This window comes from Legionella sp. km772 (genome assembly GCF_003989735.1).
In the GTDB taxonomy this organism is placed as follows: Bacteria; Pseudomonadota; Gammaproteobacteria; order Legionellales; family Legionellaceae; genus Legionella.
Genome location: NZ_RZGQ01000032.1, coordinates 1 through 21134 on the forward strand (window position 1 = coordinate 1; position 21134 = coordinate 21134).

The window sequence follows — 21134 nt, forward strand, 5'->3', positions numbered from 1 at the left end:
ATAAAAACTCATTTAAATCACTTTGCTATTAAGTACAAATTGATTCTTAGAGCGAACCAGATTGCTTGGCAGGAGCTTAAAAATATGGCAGCTTAAAATTGACCGTGCGTAACATGAGTTAGTAAATAGATATTTAAGACCAAACTATCTTTAATACTAGCACATCCGCAAAAAAACATAGCTCCGCTAGCAGGAAGGGGCTCACACTTTTAACTTTTCTGGAGTAAGCCTCGTCGTTGGGGGGCAGTCACTGATGGCTTAACTCAAAATTAGCACTAACTATTTTAAATGGGATTATAACTATATTTATAAGCGAATGAGGCCTAATCTTAGGCTATCTAGGATTTATTCTGTTCTTTGCGAAGATTTTTTAATACTACCAGTAATTTTTCAATTTGGCTTTCATTATTAAAAATTAAAATAGTAGAATTATTTTCCCTTTTTCTTAAAATCTCATAATCAAGCTTAGTGACAAAGAGATTAATTTTTAATTCAATAATGCCGGTTTGCGGAAGTTCAAGATCGGTAAGTACTGCTGCACTAGATGCGGAGACGTCGATAACTTCTAATACTTGATTATCAAAACGAGCTTGGATTTCTCCATTATTTTTGATGCGAAAAAATTTCCTTTTCTCGTCCATTAGCTTTCCTTTGCGGCTTGTATACCTAATTGTAGGTATAGATAAATAAAAAGATCAACTCTCCTCGCTAGGCTATTATGGGCTTGGATTGGAAGTTTGAGCTTTATCAATAGGTTTTATCTCGGTTTCCTGAGATGAGGTTTTAGCAAAAAAAGAAAAAGCCCCAACCCAACTCCAGGCAGAATGAGCAAAGGATGTAGCCGTGTTTAATACCAGTGAGGAGCCCTCCTGCTCTGATTTTACCGGATTCATAGTAGAGGCCATTACGTTTGGCAGGGCACTAGTTAGCTCTGCGGTTAAATACTGAAAATAAGGAGAATCTTCATTACTTTCTTTTAGCAAAGCCAAGGCTTGCTGTTGCTTATTCTGATTTAGTAATAACTCGAGCAAACGAAAGCGACTCATAATTAGAGCAGGTTGATTTTCTTGTAGCCAGGATGCCAGGGTGGGCTTTTTTACACTATTTACTAAGAGTTGATGAAATAAATGGTGCAGTTGTTGGCGTGTGCTTACTTCATCAGCTTTATCCTTTTTAAGTTCCCATTTGTTTAAGGCAAGGAGTAATTCAGTTAGCCGCTCAAGCGTGCACTCCTTTTTTAACTCGTCTAACACCATAAGCAGGGCTTGCGGCGGTTGATTCGTGAGTTTTAGGTCTTGCTTTGGTTCATCAACGGGTTCTTTAGGTTTTGTATTGCTTATTGGCAGGACATAGATGGGTTGTTTAGGGGTGAAAAATCCAGTCCATCCATAGACCCAGCAACGTTTAAATCGTCTAAATAGACGAGAGAAAAACCCATTATCTTCAGCAAAAGCCAACTCCGTTTTAGCTTCAAATAAAGCCTTGTTGGCTATATCGATAATATCCTCATGCTGAGGGAGTGTTAGTTTCTTTAGCGCTAAAGTGCATAAATTAATCACTTGCTTGTAGTGTTCTTTGCTTCCTTTAAGGCCAAAATGCTGTACCGTTTTTTGAGCATTAAATAAAAACATGCAAAAACTGATGTGTTCATCATATAAATTAGGATAGTGCAAAAAAGTTTGGTAAATAGTTTCCCTAAGACCGGGATTTAATTCTTGCCGCGTTATTAAGGTGGCCGCGTGATATAAAGCTTTACGAACATCGGGTTCGGTTTTTTGGGCATAAAAATTTAAATAGTGATGGAGAAGATTTTGTAGATCTTGTAAATTGCCTTGGTAATGAATTAAAAAGTAATCGAAGGCTTTAATGCTGGGGGTGATTTTTGCAAGCTCCTCAATTAAAGGATGAGTATGAGCTGAGGGATTTAGGGGGCTTTCTTCTACTGCTAAAATGGGAGTAAGAAGAGTAGACAATAGTCCTCCGGTTTTGGCCTGTTCTGGATAGTGCGGCTTGACCGGAATGAGTTGAATCATGCTTTTGATGTTCACATAACCTAAATTATAAAACAGCTCTACAGAACCGGCTTGAGCGTGGGTTTGCACATTATGATTTATTAAATAAGCGGTATTTTGGCTTAATTCTTTAAATTGAGGATCGCTATGCAGCCTGATCAATAAAGAGGTTGCTGCTAAAGAAAAAATATGATTTTTCTTCAATAAGCGCTCAGTGATTTGCTTAATAAAATAAATTTGGTTTGGATGATTATGACCGTGGAGGTATTTTTCTAGTGCTTGAACTAGATCCTCTTCTTTATCGCTTGCTTGGAGAAGTTTATTATTTGGCTCAAACAGATCGAGGTGATCAAGCAAGGTGTGCATAAACCATTGTTGCTTAGGTGCGGATAAATTTTTTATTTCCTGAGCGACACCCTCTTCTGCGATACTCATAAGGTGGGCCAAGATATAAAAACCATTAGGCATCGCCGCATAGTTTCGTAACCAGTAAGTTAATATCCCGGGTTGAGCTACTTTGTTTAGTACTTGCTGCACTTGTTCTTGGCTTAGATGCGGAAAATGAGTGACGCAACAAAGCAGGCTTAAAGCCGCCTCTGGTAATAAGCTGCTGATTTGCTCTTTGGACAAGCGTTTAAGATCGATATGTTGGATGAGCCCGTTAAGGCGAGAAGGGTGGTATTCTTTATTATCGGTTAAGCTGTCGAAAACAGATTGACCTTGGAGGCTCGCAAGGTATGTGCCTTGGGTGAGAAAAAACAAGCTAAGCCTCGATTTTAGTAAGGGATTTGCGGTGGATTGGATTAACTCCAGTACCTGTGAGCTCGAAAAATTATAAGCACTTAATTGTTTTATAAAATGTTCTACGTCCTCATGATTCTCAACGAGAGAATCCCAGTAAGCAGCTTTTTCTAATGCCGCTTTTAACAAACTAAATTGATGAGTTTTACTTTTATTAAGCAGTAAACAAAGAGAGTGGCAGGAGTTAAGCCCTACAATAAGCGACAATAAGTCAGGCTCATTTTCAAGATGGCCAAGGCCATAGGCACCAAGCCAAATTAGCTGCTCTTGATTTAAAAGTTCCTTGTGTTCTATCGCAACAATAAATATCGACTTAATTTGTTTCTCCGCTACGGCATAGTCCAGGAGTTTTTTTAAAAAAACATTGGTTTCAAGCTCTTCTTTTTTATGTTGTCTTAACCAGGATAGAAATGATTTTGCTAGCGTTCCGTTATCATCATATACCTTGGTAAAGAGCGCATGCCTCCAACACAACCAATTAAAATAGGCTGCCGGGTCTTTTACCTCGGTGTGGATTACCCACTCATCCATAAGTGGTAAATAATCGCTGAGTCTCGCTTGGCCATAGTCCATAAGCCAAGTGATTAATCCCTTAGGGAGAGGCTGTGCTGATTGACTCAGAGGGTTTATATTTTGGTATAAACTGGCTAAAGAGCCGAATAATCGCTTACTGTATTGGTTCTGAGAAGGGGCGTCTGTAGTGATAAAAGGGAGTAATTCTTTATTGGGCTTGGCAAAATAGAGTAGGCGTTGCAAAGTTAAAAGAGTGGTTAACTGCGCAGGCTCATAGCCTTGTAATTGCTGCCAACTCAGTTCACTAATATCCCTAGGGTTTATACTGCTATCGCTTTTAGTCAGTAAGCTACTAAGTTTGTCCTGGATGGCCTGTTGGCAAAGCGTGCTGTGGGTTGAGCTAAGTAGCTGTTCAAGAAAGGGGGTGTAGGCGGCGAGATCTAATAAGGCGGTATTAGTGAGAGCGAGGATGGTCTTTCTGTCCAGTTGGTTAAGCAGCTCAAAGGATGCTTTTTTTAAGCATTCCTCAACGGAGTGGAGAAAAAAGGACGCATCAATTGCTGGTTGGATAAACTCAGGGGTATAAGAATTAATGATTTGGGCTAAAGCGGAAGGAGCTATGCTGACTGCGCGTTTACTAAATTCTTGCAGGCGCTCATGATTATCTTTGGCCCCGCTTTTAAAACTAAATCCCGAGAGGTAGAGCTGACTTAGGGTGCGCTCAGCATGGTTTAGTCTCTTTCTCATATCATGCAGCTCAAGCAATAGCCATCGCGTTTCTTGCTGTCCACTAATTGTTGAATCTAAAAATAAATGCCTACTTTGTTCTTTATTTAACCCTAACTTCTTTATTTCGCTAATAAGGACAATGAATTCTCTTAAATAAATTAAGTTTAAACTAGTGCAACTCGTAATTAATTGATTTAAGTCCGTCGGCTCGAAGGCAAATAATTGTGACCCTACAGCCTCAAGCGAGTTGAGTGAGCTAAAAATATTCCAATGCTTTTGATAGCCCTGCATTTGTTCACCAACAGCATCTAAATAAGCTGCGAGTTGTGAAGGTGAAAACTGCGTAAAATAATCATTTAGCTGCACTTCCTCTAGCGACAGATTAAGCGTTGAAAAATGCAATTCCTTCAAAAGCCAATGATTGAATTCCTCTTGCTCAATGATCAGTGGTTTTTTTAAAAGGGAGCCCAAGGAGTTAATAAAGAACATTTTAGGATCAATATCTTTTTTCTTCAGCCATTCTTGATGGGCTGTTGCTGCCCTTATCAAAAAATGTTCCTCTTCAATACTTAAGGGTTTAGCAATAGCACCGGTAAAGGATCCACTAGCGGTATTGGGTTCAAATTGTTGGTGCAATTGCGGGCAGGAGTATTCCTTAATGGCTTGCACACTCTTCTCATAACTAAGAAGGGTCTTTTTTATTTGCGCTATATGCCCTGGGGCTAGTGGGCTCATCACCTCACAATAGTCTTGTAAGTCCTTAAATAAGGAGAATAACACTGCAGGGGATTCGATTGTTTTTCCGGCTAGCAAAGGCTTAATTGCTTTTTGAAAGAGTGATGTTTGTTTTAGCGCCGTTGTGGCTCTTAGATCACTTTCAGCATTTTGTTGATAAAAACGCACCGCTGCTAACAGGCCGCTATGGATCAGTGGCAGCTGGTGTAACCAGCGGGCGCTGTGTAATAAAGATGAAACTTTACTTTTATCGGTATCAAAGGGACTAAATAAATTGGATAGAGTATGGAGTTTTGCCGCTTCGTGGGATTGTTGCTTCAAGGCCGTATAACTATCTTCGGGAGGAAGTTGTTGGAGTAGTTGTACATTGATTAGGAGTGCACCATCCAAAATAGCTTCTTGCGTTTTTTTATGTAGGTAGCTCTTTTGATTTACTTTGATTGCGGCTAAATGCTTATGATTGAGTGGTAATAGATAATTTTTTTCGGCGATCACCTGCTCGAGCAATTGCTGGTCTTTTTCATCAAAAACACAGTTGGCGAGAATTAATAATTGCTCACCACTGATTTCCCATTGCTGTAATTGTACGCCCAATAATTTAGCATTTCGTTGATAAGCCCTAAAAAATGCGTCCAAGGAGCTGCTGCGTGTTGCTAAAGCTAATTGCTCGTCACTTAATATATCGCAAAATTCACTAGCAGATGAACCAGTAAATAAGCTATACCATTGAACTTCAGATAATTCCTGCTTTGCATTGGGATGGGTTGCTATTTCTTTGAACAGATAATTCTTTCTTTTTTTGTTAAAGTGAAGCTGCAATTCGCTAAGGGGAAGGTGCGCACTAAGCTGGGGTAAAACTTGCTGGTGTACTTCAATTTCGGGGAGGGGTAATGCTAAAACAGCCCGCGCTAGACGGCATTTATTTTCCGGCAATAAGCAATTAAAAAGTAAACTAAATTGTGTGCTACTCAGCTGTTTCGGTGCCAACAGGCATAAATCATGAATATAGCTTTGTATCCCTGCATCAAGGAGGGTTTGGGCGCCTAACAGTGCAAAGGCCGGTGTTAAAAAGAGGGCGGTTAGCGGATTGTTTTTAAGAAAAACTTCAGTTGGATTAGAATTAATTAAATGAATGAGGATGGCGCTAAAAGCAGGCTCGGAAAAAATAAATTGGGCCCATTTTTCGTCCTGGGGTATTAAAATGGAAAGTGGATTAAAAATTAATTGTCTTAATTCGGTCAAATGAGTGTCAGTTAGGTTCAATTTAAGTAAGCTGGCCAACATTTTTAAATAAGCACTAATAATTTTTTTATCAGCCACTTCTTCGGCTTTGAGTATGGTTTCAGGATTTAAAATTACATTATTAAGAACAAAAAGAACCATTAAATGGCTACCAACTCTATCTATTGTGCTAATGAGCTCAGTTAAAAATTGTCTAATCCACAGGGGATCTTTGTTTTTAATGCGGGGGATAAGACAGGTCAAATGGGCAGGGCTTTCTACTTGCCTATGCAACTGGGCAAAAAGTGCGGCTAAGGCTTTAGGGTTGGCAAAGACTTCTCGGTTTAACACCTTATCGAGTAGCAATTGATCGCTGGGTAAATAAGAAAAAAATAAACCCAAATTGAATGCGCCCGATACATAATCCTGTTCAATTTGTTCGAGATAAAGCTCTTGCTCTTTGGAATTACTATAGTGAATAAGCCAGGCGAATTCCTTTTCATCAAAATTGCTGCGTTGCGTTTTTATTTGGCTACATTGGGTAAATAATTTATAAGCCTGTTGGTTAAAGGGTAAATGGGCATTAGTTTTGATTAGGCTTCTTAGAAATTGAAGTTGTACTTCTGCACTTTGTTTTTCTAGCCAAACGCTAGCTTTTTTCCAATTAATTATAGTGTTGCTTTGCACCGAGTGCATCAGTATCGCAATGAGTTGTTCAGCCGAATACTCTTGCGGAATATCGGCTCCACTTTTGGCTAACCAAAGACTTTGTTGATAAAGACTAAATTGATTTTTTTGCGCCGCAACTAAGTGCGGAATGCTTTTAAATAAACCGCTTTTATCTGTGGAAAATAAAGGTAAAAATTCCTTTTCTACGTAAGCACGCTCGGGACAGAGGTGTGACCATAGGGCCTGTTTGAGCGCCAGAAGATTTTTTTTGCCGATGAGCGAGCGATTAGACTCTGACAAATTAAGGTTATAAAAAATAGTGTATAAATGATGTGGTTGAGTATGATAATAGTCTAACCAGATTAGGGTGCATTGCTTTAACTCCTCGAGGCTGAATTCTGAATAATTAAGTAGCGCATCAATACGGTTTTTTAATGCCAGGCTGTAGTTGCTCCAAGTAGTCCATGCATAAAGTGTTGAATGTGTTTGACTTAAATTTAAAATACACTCAGGGTGCTGTAAAAAATAATAGATTAAGGTTCTGGTATAAGTTTTTTGGGTCCACTCAGACTTTTGGCTGGTATAGAGTTTGTTGCAAAAAATTAACAAGGCCTCATTGAGAGTACCGGTAAAGGTACTATTGGTTTTAATTTTTGCTAATAGACGTTCAATTAGTAATAATAAATGGTGTTCTTCTAAATAATTAATAAGGCTAAGAAGCAACTCTTGATTTTCAACGATATTATGCGAAAGAAAATAAACTAAATGAATCTGCTTTTCATTTTTTTTAAAAAACTCTTTGAAATAATAATTAGTACTGTCGACTAATGGTGAGATGAGCATCCAGTTATAAAGTATGGATAATTCTTCCGGGCTTAGAAAATCGAACTTAGCAAGTATAAAAGGAAGATCATTAGGTTTTTTTTTAAGCGATGCAATAGCCGATAATAAAAACTCGCTTAGCATTTTATCCTCCTGGAATCATCTATCCGATTATTTATGACGTGCTCTAGATGTAAAAATTGCAACAGCAGGTAAATAGTGGAACCACTCAGTAGTGGCACGCATTTGGCTAGCAGCTTATGACTTAAAGCCAAAACTCATCCCTGCCGAGCAGATACTAAATTATGGTAACACTGTTGTAGTTTTATTCAGGATAACCTTTTATAAGAAAAATTCAATAGCCTTTAATGGCTTATTCCTAAACAAGTTCGCCTTCATAAACAAAGCAGGCGGGCCCCGTTAAATAAATGGCGGAGTTTCTATCCGTCCAGTCAATGATTAAATCACCGCCAAGCAAACTTACTTTAATCGATTCTGCAAGGCCGTAATAAAGTTTACCAATAGCTGCAGCTGCAACGGCACCACTACCACAGGCATTCGTTTCACCACAACCACGCTCATAGACACGTAATTTAATATGTTCCTGATTAAGGATTTGCATAAAACCAACATTTGTTTGCTCCGGAAAATAAGCATGAGCAGTGATTTCCTCTCCTAACTCTTGGACTCGGGCTTGATTTATATCATCCACCAGTAGCACGGCATGCGGGTTGCCTACACTAATGGCGTGCAGCGATACTGTCCGCCCATTTTTTAAGGGCAGCTCGTAGCGCGTTTGTTGTTGGCCCATGTTAAAAGGGAGCTCTTTAGGGTTAAGTTTAGGTGTACCCATATTCACCCTTACGCTTTCATTATTGTTGATGGTTAAGCGCATAGTGGTTGTTTTAGTGGCCACGGTTATGGTTTTTTGTTTTGTTAAACCATAGCGTTGAGCAAATAAAGCCAAGCAGCGGGCGCCGTTTCCACATTGGCCCACTTCTCTACCATCGGCATTAAAAATCCGATAGCTAAAATCTACCTCAGCAGAACAGCTGGGTTCAATAAGTAAACATTGATCAAAACCAACCCCGGTATAACGATTACTTAGTCGAATAATTTGCTCTTTATGGAGGTCAATGTGTTGATTCACTCCGTCAATAACCATGAAATCATTGCCTAAGCCGTGCATTTTGGTAAATTTTATACCCATGATTGTTTCTTCCCTCAATAGGATGCATCTTTATTATAAAATAAACTTTACTTGCCTGCTTTATTTTTCTGAGTGGGGGGTTCTGCTTTTGCCGTTTTAGGTAAATATAATGGGCCTTTTTGTCCACAAGACAATAAAAAGGCGGATAAGAGGATGCCAAAAAAGAAAGGATGAATTTTCATAGTATTAACGAGTAGGTAAAAAACTAAGTATATGAAATTAACCTCATCCTGTTAATCTTTTGTTTGTAGTTTATGCGCGCAATGGCTCATATAAGAGCACTCCTTGTTTTTTTTTCTTCTCTTCTTACTATTTTCAATGAGTAAACTTGCGCTATTTTGATGCATTAGCGATAATTTGTTTTTTTTGCCTTGGAGAGCGGTTTGAGTGTTTATATGAAAGAGCCTAATACAAAGGCACAAGCTTGTGTTATTTGGATGCACGGTTTAGGCGCAGATGCTACCGATATGATGGGTTTATCGGAGCAATTATTGATTACCGATCTGGATTTACGCCACATTTATATTGATGCACCCCAAAGACCGGTAACCTTAAATAACGGCATAGTTATGCCGGCTTGGTATGATATTTTAGGTATGGAATTTACTGATAGGGAAGATAGAGAAGGAATAGAACATTCCGCCTCTCTTATTAGGGAAATAATTGATGAACAGATAAAAGTAGGTTTTTCTCCGCAACAAATTTATTTAGCAGGCTTTTCTCAAGGAGGAGCCATGGCCCTTCACACCGGCTTACATTATAAAGCTCGGTTAGGTGGCCTTATTGCTTTATCGGCTTATTTACCTCTAGCTCAAGAAACACGTCCTCAATTGGATACGGCCACTCCAATTTTCATGGCTTCAGGGCAATATGACCCCCTAGTTTTACCCATGTGGACCCAGCAGAGTAGAACGTGGTTGGTCACTAATGGTTATGAGCATGTGGATTTGCACTCCTATCCTATGGAACATTCCATTTGTTATGAAGAGTTGCGAGATTTAAGTCTTTGGTTAATTAAACAGGTACAAGAGGGGAAACAATGACCACAGTTAAACGAGCGCGAACCGTCGCTTATTCTTGTGAGCAAATGTATAACTTGGTTAATGAGGTAGAGAACTATGCTCAATTTTTACCTTATTGTACTGAAAGTAAGGTTCATCACCGTAATGATGATGAAGTGCAGGCCACACTAATTATTGGTGCAGCGGGGATGAGCAAATCATTTACTACGCGCAATTTATTGCAGGTAAATAAAATGATTGAAATTCGCCTCATTGATGGTCCTTTTAGCCATTTAGAGGGATTTTGGCGTTTTGATGAGCATGATGGGGGTGGGTGTAGAATTTCTTTTGACTTAGAATTTGAATTTGCGGGCAAATTATTTTCTATGTTTTTAGGGCCAGTTTTTGATCAGGTTACTGATAAAATGGTTGATGCCTTTTGTGATCGGGCTGAGAGTATTTATGGTAAAAGTTGAACTTGTTTATCTTGCCAAAGATGGCTCCTCTTTTTATTTAGAGATGAGTTTGCCTGCAGGTACTACAGTAGGTGCGGCATTAAACCAATCGAGGATTTATGATACCCATCCGGAAGTGAATACTTTAGCGGTGGGTATTTACTCAAAAATAGTTTCTCAAGACACCATCCTCAAGGATGGTGATAGAATTGAAATTTATAGATCCCTGCTTATCGATCCTAAAGAGAAAAGAAGACAAATCGCAAAGGTTAAAAAAACTCAGAAAAAATAGCTCCTAGTTGTCTTCGTTGGTCTATTATTAATCAAGGATGATTCAAAAATAACTCCACCTTAGCTAATGAAGAAAAGTTGTTTATTGTACTTCCGCAAGAAATTAGTTAATAAATCCAACTACCTAATTAATAAATACATCTTGTCATCACTGTAATGTTAGCGCATGATTACTCTAATATTAGATTGTTCTAATGCTTAGATTATTCTTGCTGCTACGGCTATATGGAGTTCAACGTGGTAAAGGAACCAGAACATTTACTTGAAGAGGCTTTAAATGAGCCTCTGGCAATTATCGGAATGAACTGTCAATTTCCTGGAATTGATGCTGATATTGAAGATGTAGAGGCATTAAATGAAATGCTTCTTAAGGCCATCAGTCCGATTAAGGAAATACCTCCTGAACGTTGGGATGTTAATGAATATTATGATCCTGATCGCAATAAAACCGATAAAATGGTTAGTCGTAAAGGAGGCTTTTTAACTAATATTCATTTATTTGATGCGGCCTTTTTTAAGATATCAGCTCTAGAGGCTAAACAAATGGATCCGCAGCACCGCTTGTTTTTAGAGGTGGCAGTGCGCGCTCTTAATCATGCGAATATCCCTCTAGAGTCGTTAAATGGCACGAATACCGCAGTGTACTGTGGGATGTCCACTTATGAATACAGCCAGCTAAATTATAAAGATAAAATAAATTTTAATGCTTATACCGCAATTGGTATGGCCCCCAGTGCTGCTGCCGGCCGTTTGTCCCATTTTCTTAACTTGAAAGGCCCAAGCATTACGGTGGATACAGCATGCTCTTCTTCCTTATCCGCAATTTATTTGGCAAGTACAGCCCTAAGAACTAAGCAATGTGATCTGGCTATTGTGGGCGGTGTTCATTTAAGTCTTAGCCCTGAAGGAATGTTGGGTTTTTCCAAAGCGAATATGCTTTCTGCAAAAGGCCAATGCAGCAGTTTTGACGTACAAGCCGATGGTTTTGTTTGTAGCGAAGGTTGTGGAATTATTATTTTACAACGCGTGAGTGATGCGATTACAGCAAAGAATAAAATTTATGCTTTAATAAAAAGCATAGTGATGAACCAAGATGGTGATGGTACCGGTTTAGCGGCTCCTAACATTGAATCGCAAATTGCCATGCATAAAAATGCTTTGCAAGAAGCGCAACTGCAAGCCAGTGATATTGATTATATTGAGGCTCATGGTTCAGGTACTGTACTGGGTGATAGCGTGGAGTTTAACGCGATTCGACAGGTGCACGAAGGCCAACATTCGCAAGAAAATCCCCTCATTATCGGGGCTGTAAAAAGTATCCTCGGCCATACTATTTCTTCATCCGGTATTGCCTCTTTACTCAAAGTAATCGGTGCATTGAATCAGGGGATAATACCCCCCAACTTACACTTCTTAAAGCCTAATAATACGATTAACCCCGAGGCTATTCCTGCACTGCTCCCAAACCAAGCTTATGCTTTTCCCTACCTTGAGCATAAAAAGCGTCGAGCGCAGGTGGCTAATTTTAGTTTTTCTGGGACTAATGTAAGTGCCATTCTTGAAGAAGGCCTTCCTACTGAGTTAGTCGGAGTGCCTGGTGATGAGCTAAAACTTAAATGCTTTATTGTTTCTGCCCAAAGCGAGGCTTCACTTAATAAAATGCTCGAGCAATATGTCTCTTATCTGCAAGCGAGCAGTGCGCCTCTTCATGATATTTGTTGCACCTTAATTAATTGCCGCGATCATTTTCGTTATCGTTGTGCCCTTTTTGTTAAGGATAAAGAGTCGCTGATTAAAAAGCTTGCAACCCAGGATTATGAAATTAAAAAAGTAGCCCCTAATAAAAAAGTATATCCGGTTAATTTGGATGCTGATCTTATTTATAAACTCTATCTTGCTGGCGAAAATATAAAACTCGATCCCGATAGTTCTTCCTTTAATAAAGTTGAGCTTCCGCTGTACCATTTTGATAGGAAAGATTATTGGCATGAAGTTCGTAAAGAGGCTAAAACACCTTGGTTGCACACCTTGTTGCATCATACTAAAGAAGAACAGTGCGCTTTAATTAAAGAATGGTTAGCTAAAGAGTTGGGAGCTTTATTAAATAAAGAAACTATTGATGAGCATACAGGTTTAGCTAGCTTAGGTATTAATAAAAGTTTGAAAGACGATTTAGAGCGTACCATAAAGCATTCTTTGGGTTGTCCCATTAGCTCACCTTTACCTGATTATTTAACGGTAGAGCAATTAGCAGGTTATATCCAACAGCTTAGTTTTCCAGAGCCGATACAAAGACAACCTAGTATTAATATTTTAAACAATGAACCGATTGCAATTATCGGCATGAGTTGTCGCTATCCCCAGGCGGAATCAGTGCAGGAATTCTTAGAGCTTTTATCGCAAGGTAAAAATGGTATTACCGATATTCCTTTAGAGCGTTGGGATAATGAAAAATATTATGATGAAGATGTGGAAACTTTAGGAAAGCTTTATATTCGCCAATTGGGTTTGTTGGACAATATTAAAGATTTTGATGCCGATTTTTTTAATATTAGCCCTAGAGAAGCAAAACTTATGGCACCGCAGTTGCGTCTCTTTCTGGAAGGCAGCTATCACGCTTTAGAAGACGCCAATTTATCCCTAGACAAAGTTAAAGACAGTAAAACCGGTGTATTTGTTGGTATTGGTACTAACGAGTATCCAGACATACTTGCCGAGGAGGGGATAAGTCTTGAGGAATTAAATATTTATTTTGCTACGGGGAATGTTCTAAATGCTGTAGCGGGGCGGGTTGCGTATTCCTTTGATTTTCATGGGCCCATCCAAGTGATTGACACAGCATGTTCTTCATCAATGACTGCCATTCATAATGCGTGCACCAGCTTGCAAGCTGGTGATTGTGATGTTGCCCTGGCAGGAGGGATTAATATTTTATTAAGTCCTTATTCAAATATTACTCTATGCAAAGCCAAAATGTTATCTCCCGAAAGCCGTTGTAAAACCTTTAGTGATGATGCAGATGGTTATGCGCGTAGTGAAGGCTATGGCATCCTCGTTTTAAAACGATTAAGTACCGCCCTTGCCGAGCAAGATAATATCTTGGCGGTTATAAAAGGCTCCGCTATTAATAGCGATGGAAAAAGCGGTGGTTTTACTGTACCGAATGGCTCAGCGCAAGAAGAGGTTATTCGTAAGGCTTTGGCCAAAGCAGAATTAGAGCCTGGTGATATTGATTATATTGAGGCTCATGGCACAGGAACACCACTGGCTGACCCCATAGAAGCCAACACCTTAATGACTATTTTTGCCGATAGCCATAGCCCCGCCCATCCTTTGTATCTAAGTTCAGCAAAGACCAATATTGGTCATTCTGAAAGTGCCTCAGGTGTTGCCGGGGTAATTAAAGGGGTTTTAAGCTTACAAGAAAAACAATTATTTAAGCATTTAAATTTTCGCAGTTTAAATCCCGGAATTGAACTTAGAAATACTATTATTCCCTTAGAAACCCTAAGCTGGGATAAGCCACAAGGCTTGCGCGCTTTGGGGGTAAGTTCTTTTGGTTTTAGTGGCGCCAATGCTCATGTCGTTTTGCAAGAGATGCCAACGGCCTCTCCAGTGGCGCGAACTTTACCGGCAGAAAATGTATTAGTTTTATCAGCCAAGAGTAAAGAATCGCTGGAATTGTTACTAGCACGTTATGCGGATTACTTGCTTGGCACTTCAGCGGAATGGGCAGATATTTGTTATACTGCCGCAAGCTGCAGGGCTCATTTTTTATATCGAGTTGCTCTAATTGCGCATTCAAAGTCAGACGCAGCACTTGCTATTAAAGGGAAAAAATACGAAATTCATGTCATTAAAAAAGAGCAAGGTTCCCTTCAGCATTACCAGCAGGTTACGCAAATACAAGAAGCCTATCAACAAGGCTATAAAATAGATTGGCCTGCTTATTATAAGTCCTTCAATTTACCCTTTACTAAGGTCAAATTACCTTTATATGCCTTCGCAGGTAAAGAATATTGGTATGAAGAAAAAGATAAAATTAAAGACAAGCAATTACCTAAAGATTGGTGTTTTCAACTTCAGTGGCAACAACAATCCCTTAATAAAAATAATGCTAAAGTATTAGGGAAAAACTGGTTGTTGATTGGTTCTTCTGAACTTGCAGAGCCATTAAGACAGCAGGGGTTATCTGTAGCTTTAGAGGAAAATTATCAATTAGCCGAGCTTAATGGGATTATTTTCGATCTACCCCTTAGTCCTGCTGCTAATCTTGATGAGTTATTGGAGCATCAAAAAAATAACCTGAAACTGGTCTTAGCTTGGGTAAGAACGCTGTATGAAAAGGGACTAGCTTTGCAGCTCGTAATCCTAACCAGCAATGCGGTGGCCGAATTAGTTAAAGGCTCTTCACCCTTAAACCATGGACACGCGGCTTTATTAGGTTTTTGTAAAACTCTAGTTTTAGAACAGCCTCAATACCGCACCATTTTATTGGATATTACTGAAGAAAACGCAGCCTCTAAAGCGGCATTCATTGTTAACGAGCTTGAATTTAACCATGACGGTTTTTATGAACATCAAGTGGCTTATCGCGACAACAAGCGCTTTGTTCCGCGCTTAAAAAAAACAACCATCAATGAAACGAAGCGTGCCTTGTACAGCAAAGGGCGCTATCTAATTACTGGTGGCAGCGGCGGATTAGGATTTATTAGCGCCCAAGCCTTATTATCTGCAGGTGCCAAAGAGGTGGTTCTGCTTGCTCGTCATGTAGATAAAGAAGAATTTCAAAAGAATGTTAAACGAATTAGCTCCTATTATCCTGGGCGTATTATCAAAACGCTTAGTCTTGATCTAACCGATAAAGCTAAATTAGCTAAGGTGTTGGCGGAGTTAAACGGCGATGGCCAATTAAAAGGAATTATTCATACCGCGGGGGCGGCCATTAAAGCACCTTTAACTGAACATCAAGATGATGATGTTGATTATTTGTTTGCCGCAAAAGTTAAAGGTGCCTGGTATTTGCATGAGCTTAGTAAAGACTTTAATTTGGACTGTTTTATTGTCTACTCCTCAATCTCTTCGGCCTTTGGCAGCAATAAAGAAAGTGTTTATAGCGGAGCAAATAGCTGTTTAGATTTATTAATTGCACAACGCCAAGCCATAGGCTTAACTGGAACTAGTGTCCAGTGGGGCCCTTGGGGGGAAGTGGGAATGGCGCAGAAACGTTCTCGCGATGAAAGTTTAAAAAAGGCATTAATTAGTAATGAACAAGGCCATCATTTTTTTAAACTTTTACTGACGGCAAATCCTGCGGAGTTAGCCATTATTTCTCCCGAATATTTGCAGTTCATGTTGGATTTTGTGCCGCAGCCACCGCCGCTTTTTTATAAACAATTAGAGCATGATTTACTTCATAAAGAATTAACCGAAGAACGCAGTATTTCCACGTGGTTACAAAGCTATTTAGAGTTAACGGGCGAGGAACGTTTTCTCGCCTGTAAAACCATGCTTACGAATGTGTGTAAAGACATTTTAGACGCACCCACGATGGAGGAGTTAGACGAGGATCAAGGCTTTTTTGAGTTAGGTTTTGATTCATTAATGGTGGCCGAGCTTGCTAATGAGCTTAAGAAAAAATTAGAACCTGCATTAAAAATTATGATTAATATTGGTTTTAATTATCCGACAATTAATAAATTAGCACGCCATATTGAAGAGGAACTTAATCTCAAATTAGTCAAACAAGCCAGCGCAGCTAGCCCTAGTAAAAATGATAATGAAGAAATTGCCGTTATTGGCATGAGTTGTTCTTTCCCGCAAGCACCTAATATCCATGCGTTTGAGCAGTTATTAGCAGAGGGCCGCAATGGCATGCGGGATATTCCTAAGGATCGTTGGGATAATAGTGCTTATTTTGACCCTGATCCCAATGTGCCAGGCAAGTCCTATGTCACCAAATTAGGTTTAATTGATCATATTAAAGAATTTGATGCCGCCTTTTTTGGCATTAGTCCGCGCGAAGCGAAATTAATCGATCCCCAGCAACGCTTATTTTTAGAATGTTGTTATACCGCTATTGAGCAGGCCAATTACCCTCTAAAAAATTTAACGGGGAGTTTAACCGGTGTTTTTGCCGGGGTCGGGCCTAATGAATATTTTACCCAATTAGAAAAATCAGGCTTTACTAATGAAGAGTTAAGTATGTATTCCATCACTGGGAATGTCTTGAATTTAATTCCCGGACGCGTTGCTTATTTTTTTGATTTTAAAGGCCCATCGCTTAGTGTGGATACGGCGTGCTCCTCATCATTGGTTGCTATTCATTATGCCTGTCAGAGTTTAAAAAGCGGAGAGATAGATTATGCTTTGGCCGGTGGTGTGAATGTTATTTTATTGCCCGAATCAAACATCACTTTATGTAAAGCCCGTGCGCTGTCTCCTGATGGTCAGTGCAAAACTTTTGATGCGGCTGCTGATGGATATGCCCGTGCAGAGGGTTGCGGCGTCCTTCTGTTAAAACGCCTTGGTGATGCTTTACGCGATAAGGATAATATTTTGGCGGTCATTAAAGCCTCAGCAGTAAATAATGATGGTAAATCCGTTGGTCTTACTGTCCCTAATGGGAAAAGCCAAGAAGAAGTAATGCTTAAAGCCTTAAAGCAATCCCAATTAGCAAGTGCCGATATCAGTTATATTGAAGCGCATGGGACGGGAACACCTATCGGCGACCCTATAGAGGTTCATGCAATCAATCAAGTTTATGGTTTAACCCATAGCCAAGATAATCCTTTATACCTAGGGGCGGTAAAAACCAATATTGGCCATCTAGAAAGTGCCTCTGGAGTGGCGGGGGTTATTAAGACTATACTAAGTTTAAAGAATAAAAAACTATATAAACATTTGCATTTTAAACGTTTAAATTCGAGCATCCATTTAAACGATACCCTCATTCCCCTTGAAACCACCGATTGGCATAGCAATACCCCATTACGCTATGCTGGAGTTAATGCCTTCGGATTTAGTGGCACCAATGCTCACCTCATCATGCAAGAGCATGTGAATCCGAGCCATCCCTCCCCCAAACACCCTGTTGGCCGTTACTTACTCACCTTATCAGCGCGCTCTAAAAACTCATTAGAGTCCTTGGTTCATTTATACCAGGGCTATTTAGAAAGCACTCATTACGATTTTGCTGATATTTGTTTCACCGCGGCCACCTGTAGAACCCATTATCCTTATCGAATAGTCGTTGCAGCGAGTACTGCCCAAGAAGCAAGAGATCATTTAAGCAAAGGTCTTTTCGCTTTATCTTATGGAGAGGATAATACTGCAATCACTGATCCTATATTACGCTCTTTGCTCTTAGCTTATCTTAAAGATAAAGAGGTGGATTGGCTTGCGTTTTATCGGAGTTTGAATATTGAGCCGCAAAAAGTTGAATTGCCTACTTACCCCTTTAATCGAGTTGAGTTCTGGCCCGATAAGAACAAGGATGAGACTACACCTGCCGCCACTTCTGTAGCTCTAAAGCCCTCGCTTTTAGAGCAGCCTAAAAGCTCCTTATTAATGACCTTAAAAACCCAAAATAAGTTGGAGCGGATTGCAACGCTTGAAACAATCTTAAGGCAAATTACCGCTAAAATTTTAGAAATGAATCCAGAGGAAATTTCTCTCCAACAAGAGCTTTTTGCATTAGGCCTAGACTCTTTAATGGCCGTAGATATAAGAAGTAAAATTCATGATAAACTACGTTGTCCTACCTTAAGTATTTCCATGGAATATTTTATTAATCAACCCCGTATAGCCACCATTGCCAAGGTTATTGCTGAAGAGTTGAATGCAGTGTTTAGTCTAAACGAAGAAGAATATTCCCGCACTGAAACAGTTGCCAAAGAAGTAGTGTTAACTGACAGTCAATATTCCTTGTGGTGTATTGATCAATTTAATTGGAGTTTTAATCTTGGCATGCAATTTCATTTAGCTGGTGAGCTAAACCGCGATTATGTACACCAAGCTTTTGCTGCTGTAGTGAATAATAATGCTGCTTTTTGGATTGATTTTAATAAAAATCTGCCCACCCAAACCCTAAGACGCCAAGGCAAATTAGAGCTGACTTTTAAGGACTTCTCGGCTGGTGAGAAAAGCCGCGAGCTGGATAATTGGTTTTACACCAACATTATCGAGATGTTCCCCCTTAATCACCAACCTTTAATGCGTGTTTTCCTTTATAAAATAAAAGAGGATCTGCACGAGGTACATGTAATTATTCCGCATATTATTGCCGAGGGAAAATCATGTGATTTAGTAATGGAACAATTCAGAACTAATTATGAGCTTTTAGTGGCAAAAAAACCGCTACCTATACTGCCCTTAGAAAATAATTATTTTTCCTATGTTCAATCCTATAATTATCATTGTTTAAAAAATTTAGCTGCAAAAATAAAGTTCTGGAGCGAATATAACAAGGGCGTACAGCGACTGTATTTGGGCCAAAAATATCACCTGCCAGATGCCGCAATCTTGCAAGAGCATTACATGTGGCATTACCCCTTAGCCAATTCGGTGGTTGAGCAATTTATCACTTGGCATCGAGCCAAAAACCTTAATATTAGTAGTGGTCTAATTGCATTAACCCACATCGTTTTCTATGCTTTAGGCGCAAACAAAACCTTGCCACTAACCTTAATCCACACAGGCCGAGAAGGGGATGATTATAAAACAACCATAGGTTTATTTGCTGAATACAAACGAATCAATAATGTGATTAATGAGAACAACCATTTCATCGATTGCATCCATTTTATTGATGAGCAGATGTTGAAAACCGCTCCTTATCAAAAATGTCCAAGCTTAATTAAGGAGAAAAATGTGCAAGGGGCTGCACCTAATTTAATGGAATATTTAATTTATCTGGGCATTAAGCTGAAACGAGGGAAAAGTTTTAAAGCGCTAGGCCTTCATCCTTATTTGAATAAATTATATCTATTCTATTTAAGCAGAATAACCTTTAGTAACTTTAGTGGTCGAATAAGGGGCTATCTAAATCGTTGGTTTGGCCTGCCGCTTTTAAAGCCCGCAGCCTTGCATGCATTAATCAGTGTTACCCCTAGTTTTTTTGCAAAGCAAACGCCGAGCACCCATATTGGCAACCTAGAGCTTTCTTATCCCAATTATTTTGCTTTTGCGGACCGTCCGGTGGGCAATAAAGCACTCTGGGTATACTTCACGCGCGATCAATTTGGCGAATACCAATTATCGCTCAATGGTCCTTTAACGCAGCAATGCCAGAACGAAATAGCTAAACTATTTAATGACCTCATGGTTAAAATTTTAGAAGATGAGAAGCTTCGTGTGGGTGATTTAATTACTAGGGATTAGAGCATCTTGGGTTGGCACAGGGTTAAACCCCGGGGGCAAGCTAAGGCTTGAACCCCCTATGAAGATCAGGGTTTATGTTCAATCCGCGCTAATCGTCCCTTTGAGAAGTATAATACCGCATTACGTATTTCCATACTGCCGCTACCTTTTCTCCAAGTATAGGCATAGTCCCACCGCTCATTGTTAAACATGGGGCTAAGAAGGCTGGTTCCCATCAATATGGCGACATCTTCTTTACTCATTCCAACTTTTAATCGTTCAATTTTGGAACTTGGAATTAAATTACCTTGTTGGACAATGCGGCGAGAAAAATCATAAGAAATGCATTGCGTTAAAGAACCAGTTAAAAGAATGGTAATTAAAATAATTATTATTCGCATTTTTTTGCCTACCGTGAAAAATTTAGCCATAATAACATGTCAGCTAATGAAAGACATCAAGAAATAATAGGCAAAATTAAGGAGTATTTGTGGAAGAAAGTCAGCAACTAAAAAGTGTCGGGTTGAAAATAACCTTGCCTCGCTTAAAAGTATTGCAAATTTTAGAGCAGTCCCCTAACCATCATTTAAGTGCGGAAGGAGTCTATAAAGCCCTATTAGAAACGGGCGAAGATGTGGGACTTGCAACGGTGTATCGGGTTTTGACTCAATTTGAGGCGGCAGGCTTGGTATCCCGACATAATTTTGAGGGCGGACATTCCGTATTCGAATTAAGTCAAAAAGAGCATCATGATCATCTGGTTTGCATTAAATGTGGTTTAGTGGAAGAGTTTGTCGATGAGATTATCGAGCAAAGACAAAAGGAAATTGCCGAAAAAGCTCATTTTAAAATGACTGATCATGCCTTGAATATCTATGGGCTTTGTCCAAACTGCCTCTAAGAGAAGTGTTTAAATTTAAGCTATACTGAACAGATATCGCTATAATATGATTTTAAACCTGCTGTAAGATCAATCTGATGGGCTTATCATGAGGCAAGAAAAACACCCTAATTTAAGCATGGAAGTTTTTTTGCTGCTAGTGCAGGGCTCTTTACGTTCGATTCCTTTTAACGCCGTATTAGCTCTTCTTTTAGGTGTGGATTTTATCTATAACCGAGTTCCCTCTCGCTTAGTGACTCTCTGGTTGATTTTTTTTAGTACACTAATTTTGATCCGCTGGTTGGTTTGTAGTTTTTTAATTAACTCATGTTACGCACGGTCAATTTTAAGCTGCCATATTTTTAAGCTCCTGCCAAGCAATCTGGTTCGCTCTAAGAATCAATTTGTACTTAATAGCAAAGTGATTTAAATGAG

11 protein-coding genes are annotated in these 21134 nt (G+C 39.4%); 6 read left to right on the top strand and 5 right to left on the bottom strand.

Features of this window, described 5'->3' with window-relative positions:
• Window positions 1-338 precede the first annotated feature (338 nt).
• The 4 genes from ELY15_RS05595 to ELY15_RS16720 form a co-directional block, all read right to left on the bottom strand.
• Entirely contained in the window at window positions 339-641 is a 303-nt protein-coding gene (locus ELY15_RS05595; protein WP_127098674.1) for a PilZ domain-containing protein, read from the bottom strand.
• 75 nt (window positions 642-716) lie between these two features.
• Window positions 717-7646 carry a hypothetical protein gene (locus ELY15_RS05600; protein WP_127098675.1) on the bottom strand — a complete coding sequence of 2310 codons (6930 nt, stop codon included), beginning with the start codon at window positions 7644-7646 and terminating at the stop codon, window positions 717-719.
• A gap of 235 nt (window positions 7647-7881) precedes the next feature.
• Window positions 7882-8712: a diaminopimelate epimerase gene (gene dapF / locus ELY15_RS05605; RefSeq protein WP_127098676.1), complete on the bottom strand. Its 831-nt coding sequence runs from the start codon at window positions 8710-8712 to the stop codon at window positions 7882-7884.
• A gap of 47 nt (window positions 8713-8759) precedes the next feature.
• Entirely contained in the window at window positions 8760-8894 is a 135-nt protein-coding gene (locus ELY15_RS16720) for a lipoprotein (protein ID WP_127098677.1), read from the bottom strand.
• Window positions 8895-9107: 213 nt separating this feature from the next.
• On the opposite strand from ELY15_RS16720, the gene ELY15_RS05615 reads away from it, so the two are divergent.
• From ELY15_RS05615 to ELY15_RS05630, 4 genes are all read left to right on the top strand, one after another.
• On the top strand, window positions 9108-9755 hold the full coding sequence (locus ELY15_RS05615) for an alpha/beta hydrolase (protein WP_127098684.1): 648 nt from the start codon (window positions 9108-9110) through the stop codon (window positions 9753-9755).
• Window positions 9752-10189: a type II toxin-antitoxin system RatA family toxin gene (locus ELY15_RS05620; protein ID WP_127098678.1), complete on the top strand. Its 438-nt coding sequence runs from the start codon at window positions 9752-9754 to the stop codon at window positions 10187-10189. The genes ELY15_RS05615 and ELY15_RS05620 overlap by 4 nt, the downstream gene beginning before the upstream one ends.
• The gene (locus tag ELY15_RS05625; protein ID WP_127098679.1) at window positions 10176-10460 is read left to right on the top strand and encodes an RnfH family protein; all 285 of its coding nucleotides are present in this window, start codon (window positions 10176-10178) and stop codon (window positions 10458-10460) included. Before ELY15_RS05620 ends, ELY15_RS05625 begins: the two co-directional genes overlap by 14 nt.
• 236 nt (window positions 10461-10696) lie before the next feature.
• Window positions 10697-19840 carry an SDR family NAD(P)-dependent oxidoreductase gene (locus ELY15_RS05630; RefSeq protein ID WP_233586526.1) on the top strand — a complete coding sequence of 3048 codons (9144 nt, stop codon included), beginning with the start codon at window positions 10697-10699 and terminating at the stop codon, window positions 19838-19840.
• A 65-nt stretch (window positions 19841-19905) separates the two neighbouring features.
• Here the strand turns inward: ELY15_RS05630 and ELY15_RS05635 are convergent, their stop codons facing one another.
• Entirely contained in the window at window positions 19906-20250 is a 345-nt protein-coding gene (locus ELY15_RS05635; RefSeq protein WP_127098681.1) for an outer membrane protein assembly factor BamE, read from the bottom strand.
• Between the two features lie 59 nt (window positions 20251-20309).
• Here ELY15_RS05635 and fur point away from each other — a divergent pair, with 59 nt between their 5' ends.
• Both fur and ELY15_RS05645 read left to right on the top strand, forming a co-directional pair.
• Entirely contained in the window at window positions 20310-20720 is a 411-nt protein-coding gene (gene fur / locus ELY15_RS05640) for a ferric iron uptake transcriptional regulator (protein WP_127098682.1), read from the top strand.
• Window positions 20721-20808: 88 nt separating this feature from the next.
• A complete protein-coding gene (locus tag ELY15_RS05645) occupies window positions 20809-21129 on the top strand; it encodes a hypothetical protein (protein WP_127098683.1) in 321 nt (106 codons plus the stop codon).
• Window positions 21130-21134 lie beyond the last annotated feature (5 nt).

Bases quoted from the DNA above. Each gene is read 5' to 3' on its own strand.
- ELY15_RS05595 (WP_127098674.1), bottom strand. From the start codon at position 641: ATGGACGAGAAAAGGAAATTTTTTCGCATCAAAAATAATGGAGAAATC.
- ELY15_RS05600 (WP_127098675.1), bottom strand. From the start codon at position 7,646: ATGCTAAGCGAGTTTTTATTATCGGCTATTGCATCGCTTAAAAAAAAA.
- dapF (WP_127098676.1), bottom strand. From the start codon at position 8,712: ATGGGTATAAAATTTACCAAAATGCACGGCTTAGGCAATGATTTCATG.
- ELY15_RS16720 (WP_127098677.1), bottom strand. From the start codon at position 8,894: ATGAAAATTCATCCTTTCTTTTTTGGCATCCTCTTATCCGCCTTTTTA.
- ELY15_RS05615 (WP_127098684.1), top strand. From the start codon at position 9,108: ATGAAAGAGCCTAATACAAAGGCACAAGCTTGTGTTATTTGGATGCAC.
- ELY15_RS05620 (WP_127098678.1), top strand. From the start codon at position 9,752: ATGACCACAGTTAAACGAGCGCGAACCGTCGCTTATTCTTGTGAGCAA.
- ELY15_RS05625 (WP_127098679.1), top strand. From the start codon at position 10,176: ATGGTAAAAGTTGAACTTGTTTATCTTGCCAAAGATGGCTCCTCTTTT.
- ELY15_RS05635 (WP_127098681.1), bottom strand. From the start codon at position 20,250: ATGGCTAAATTTTTCACGGTAGGCAAAAAAATGCGAATAATAATTATT.
- ELY15_RS05645 (WP_127098683.1), top strand. From the start codon at position 20,809: ATGAGGCAAGAAAAACACCCTAATTTAAGCATGGAAGTTTTTTTGCTG.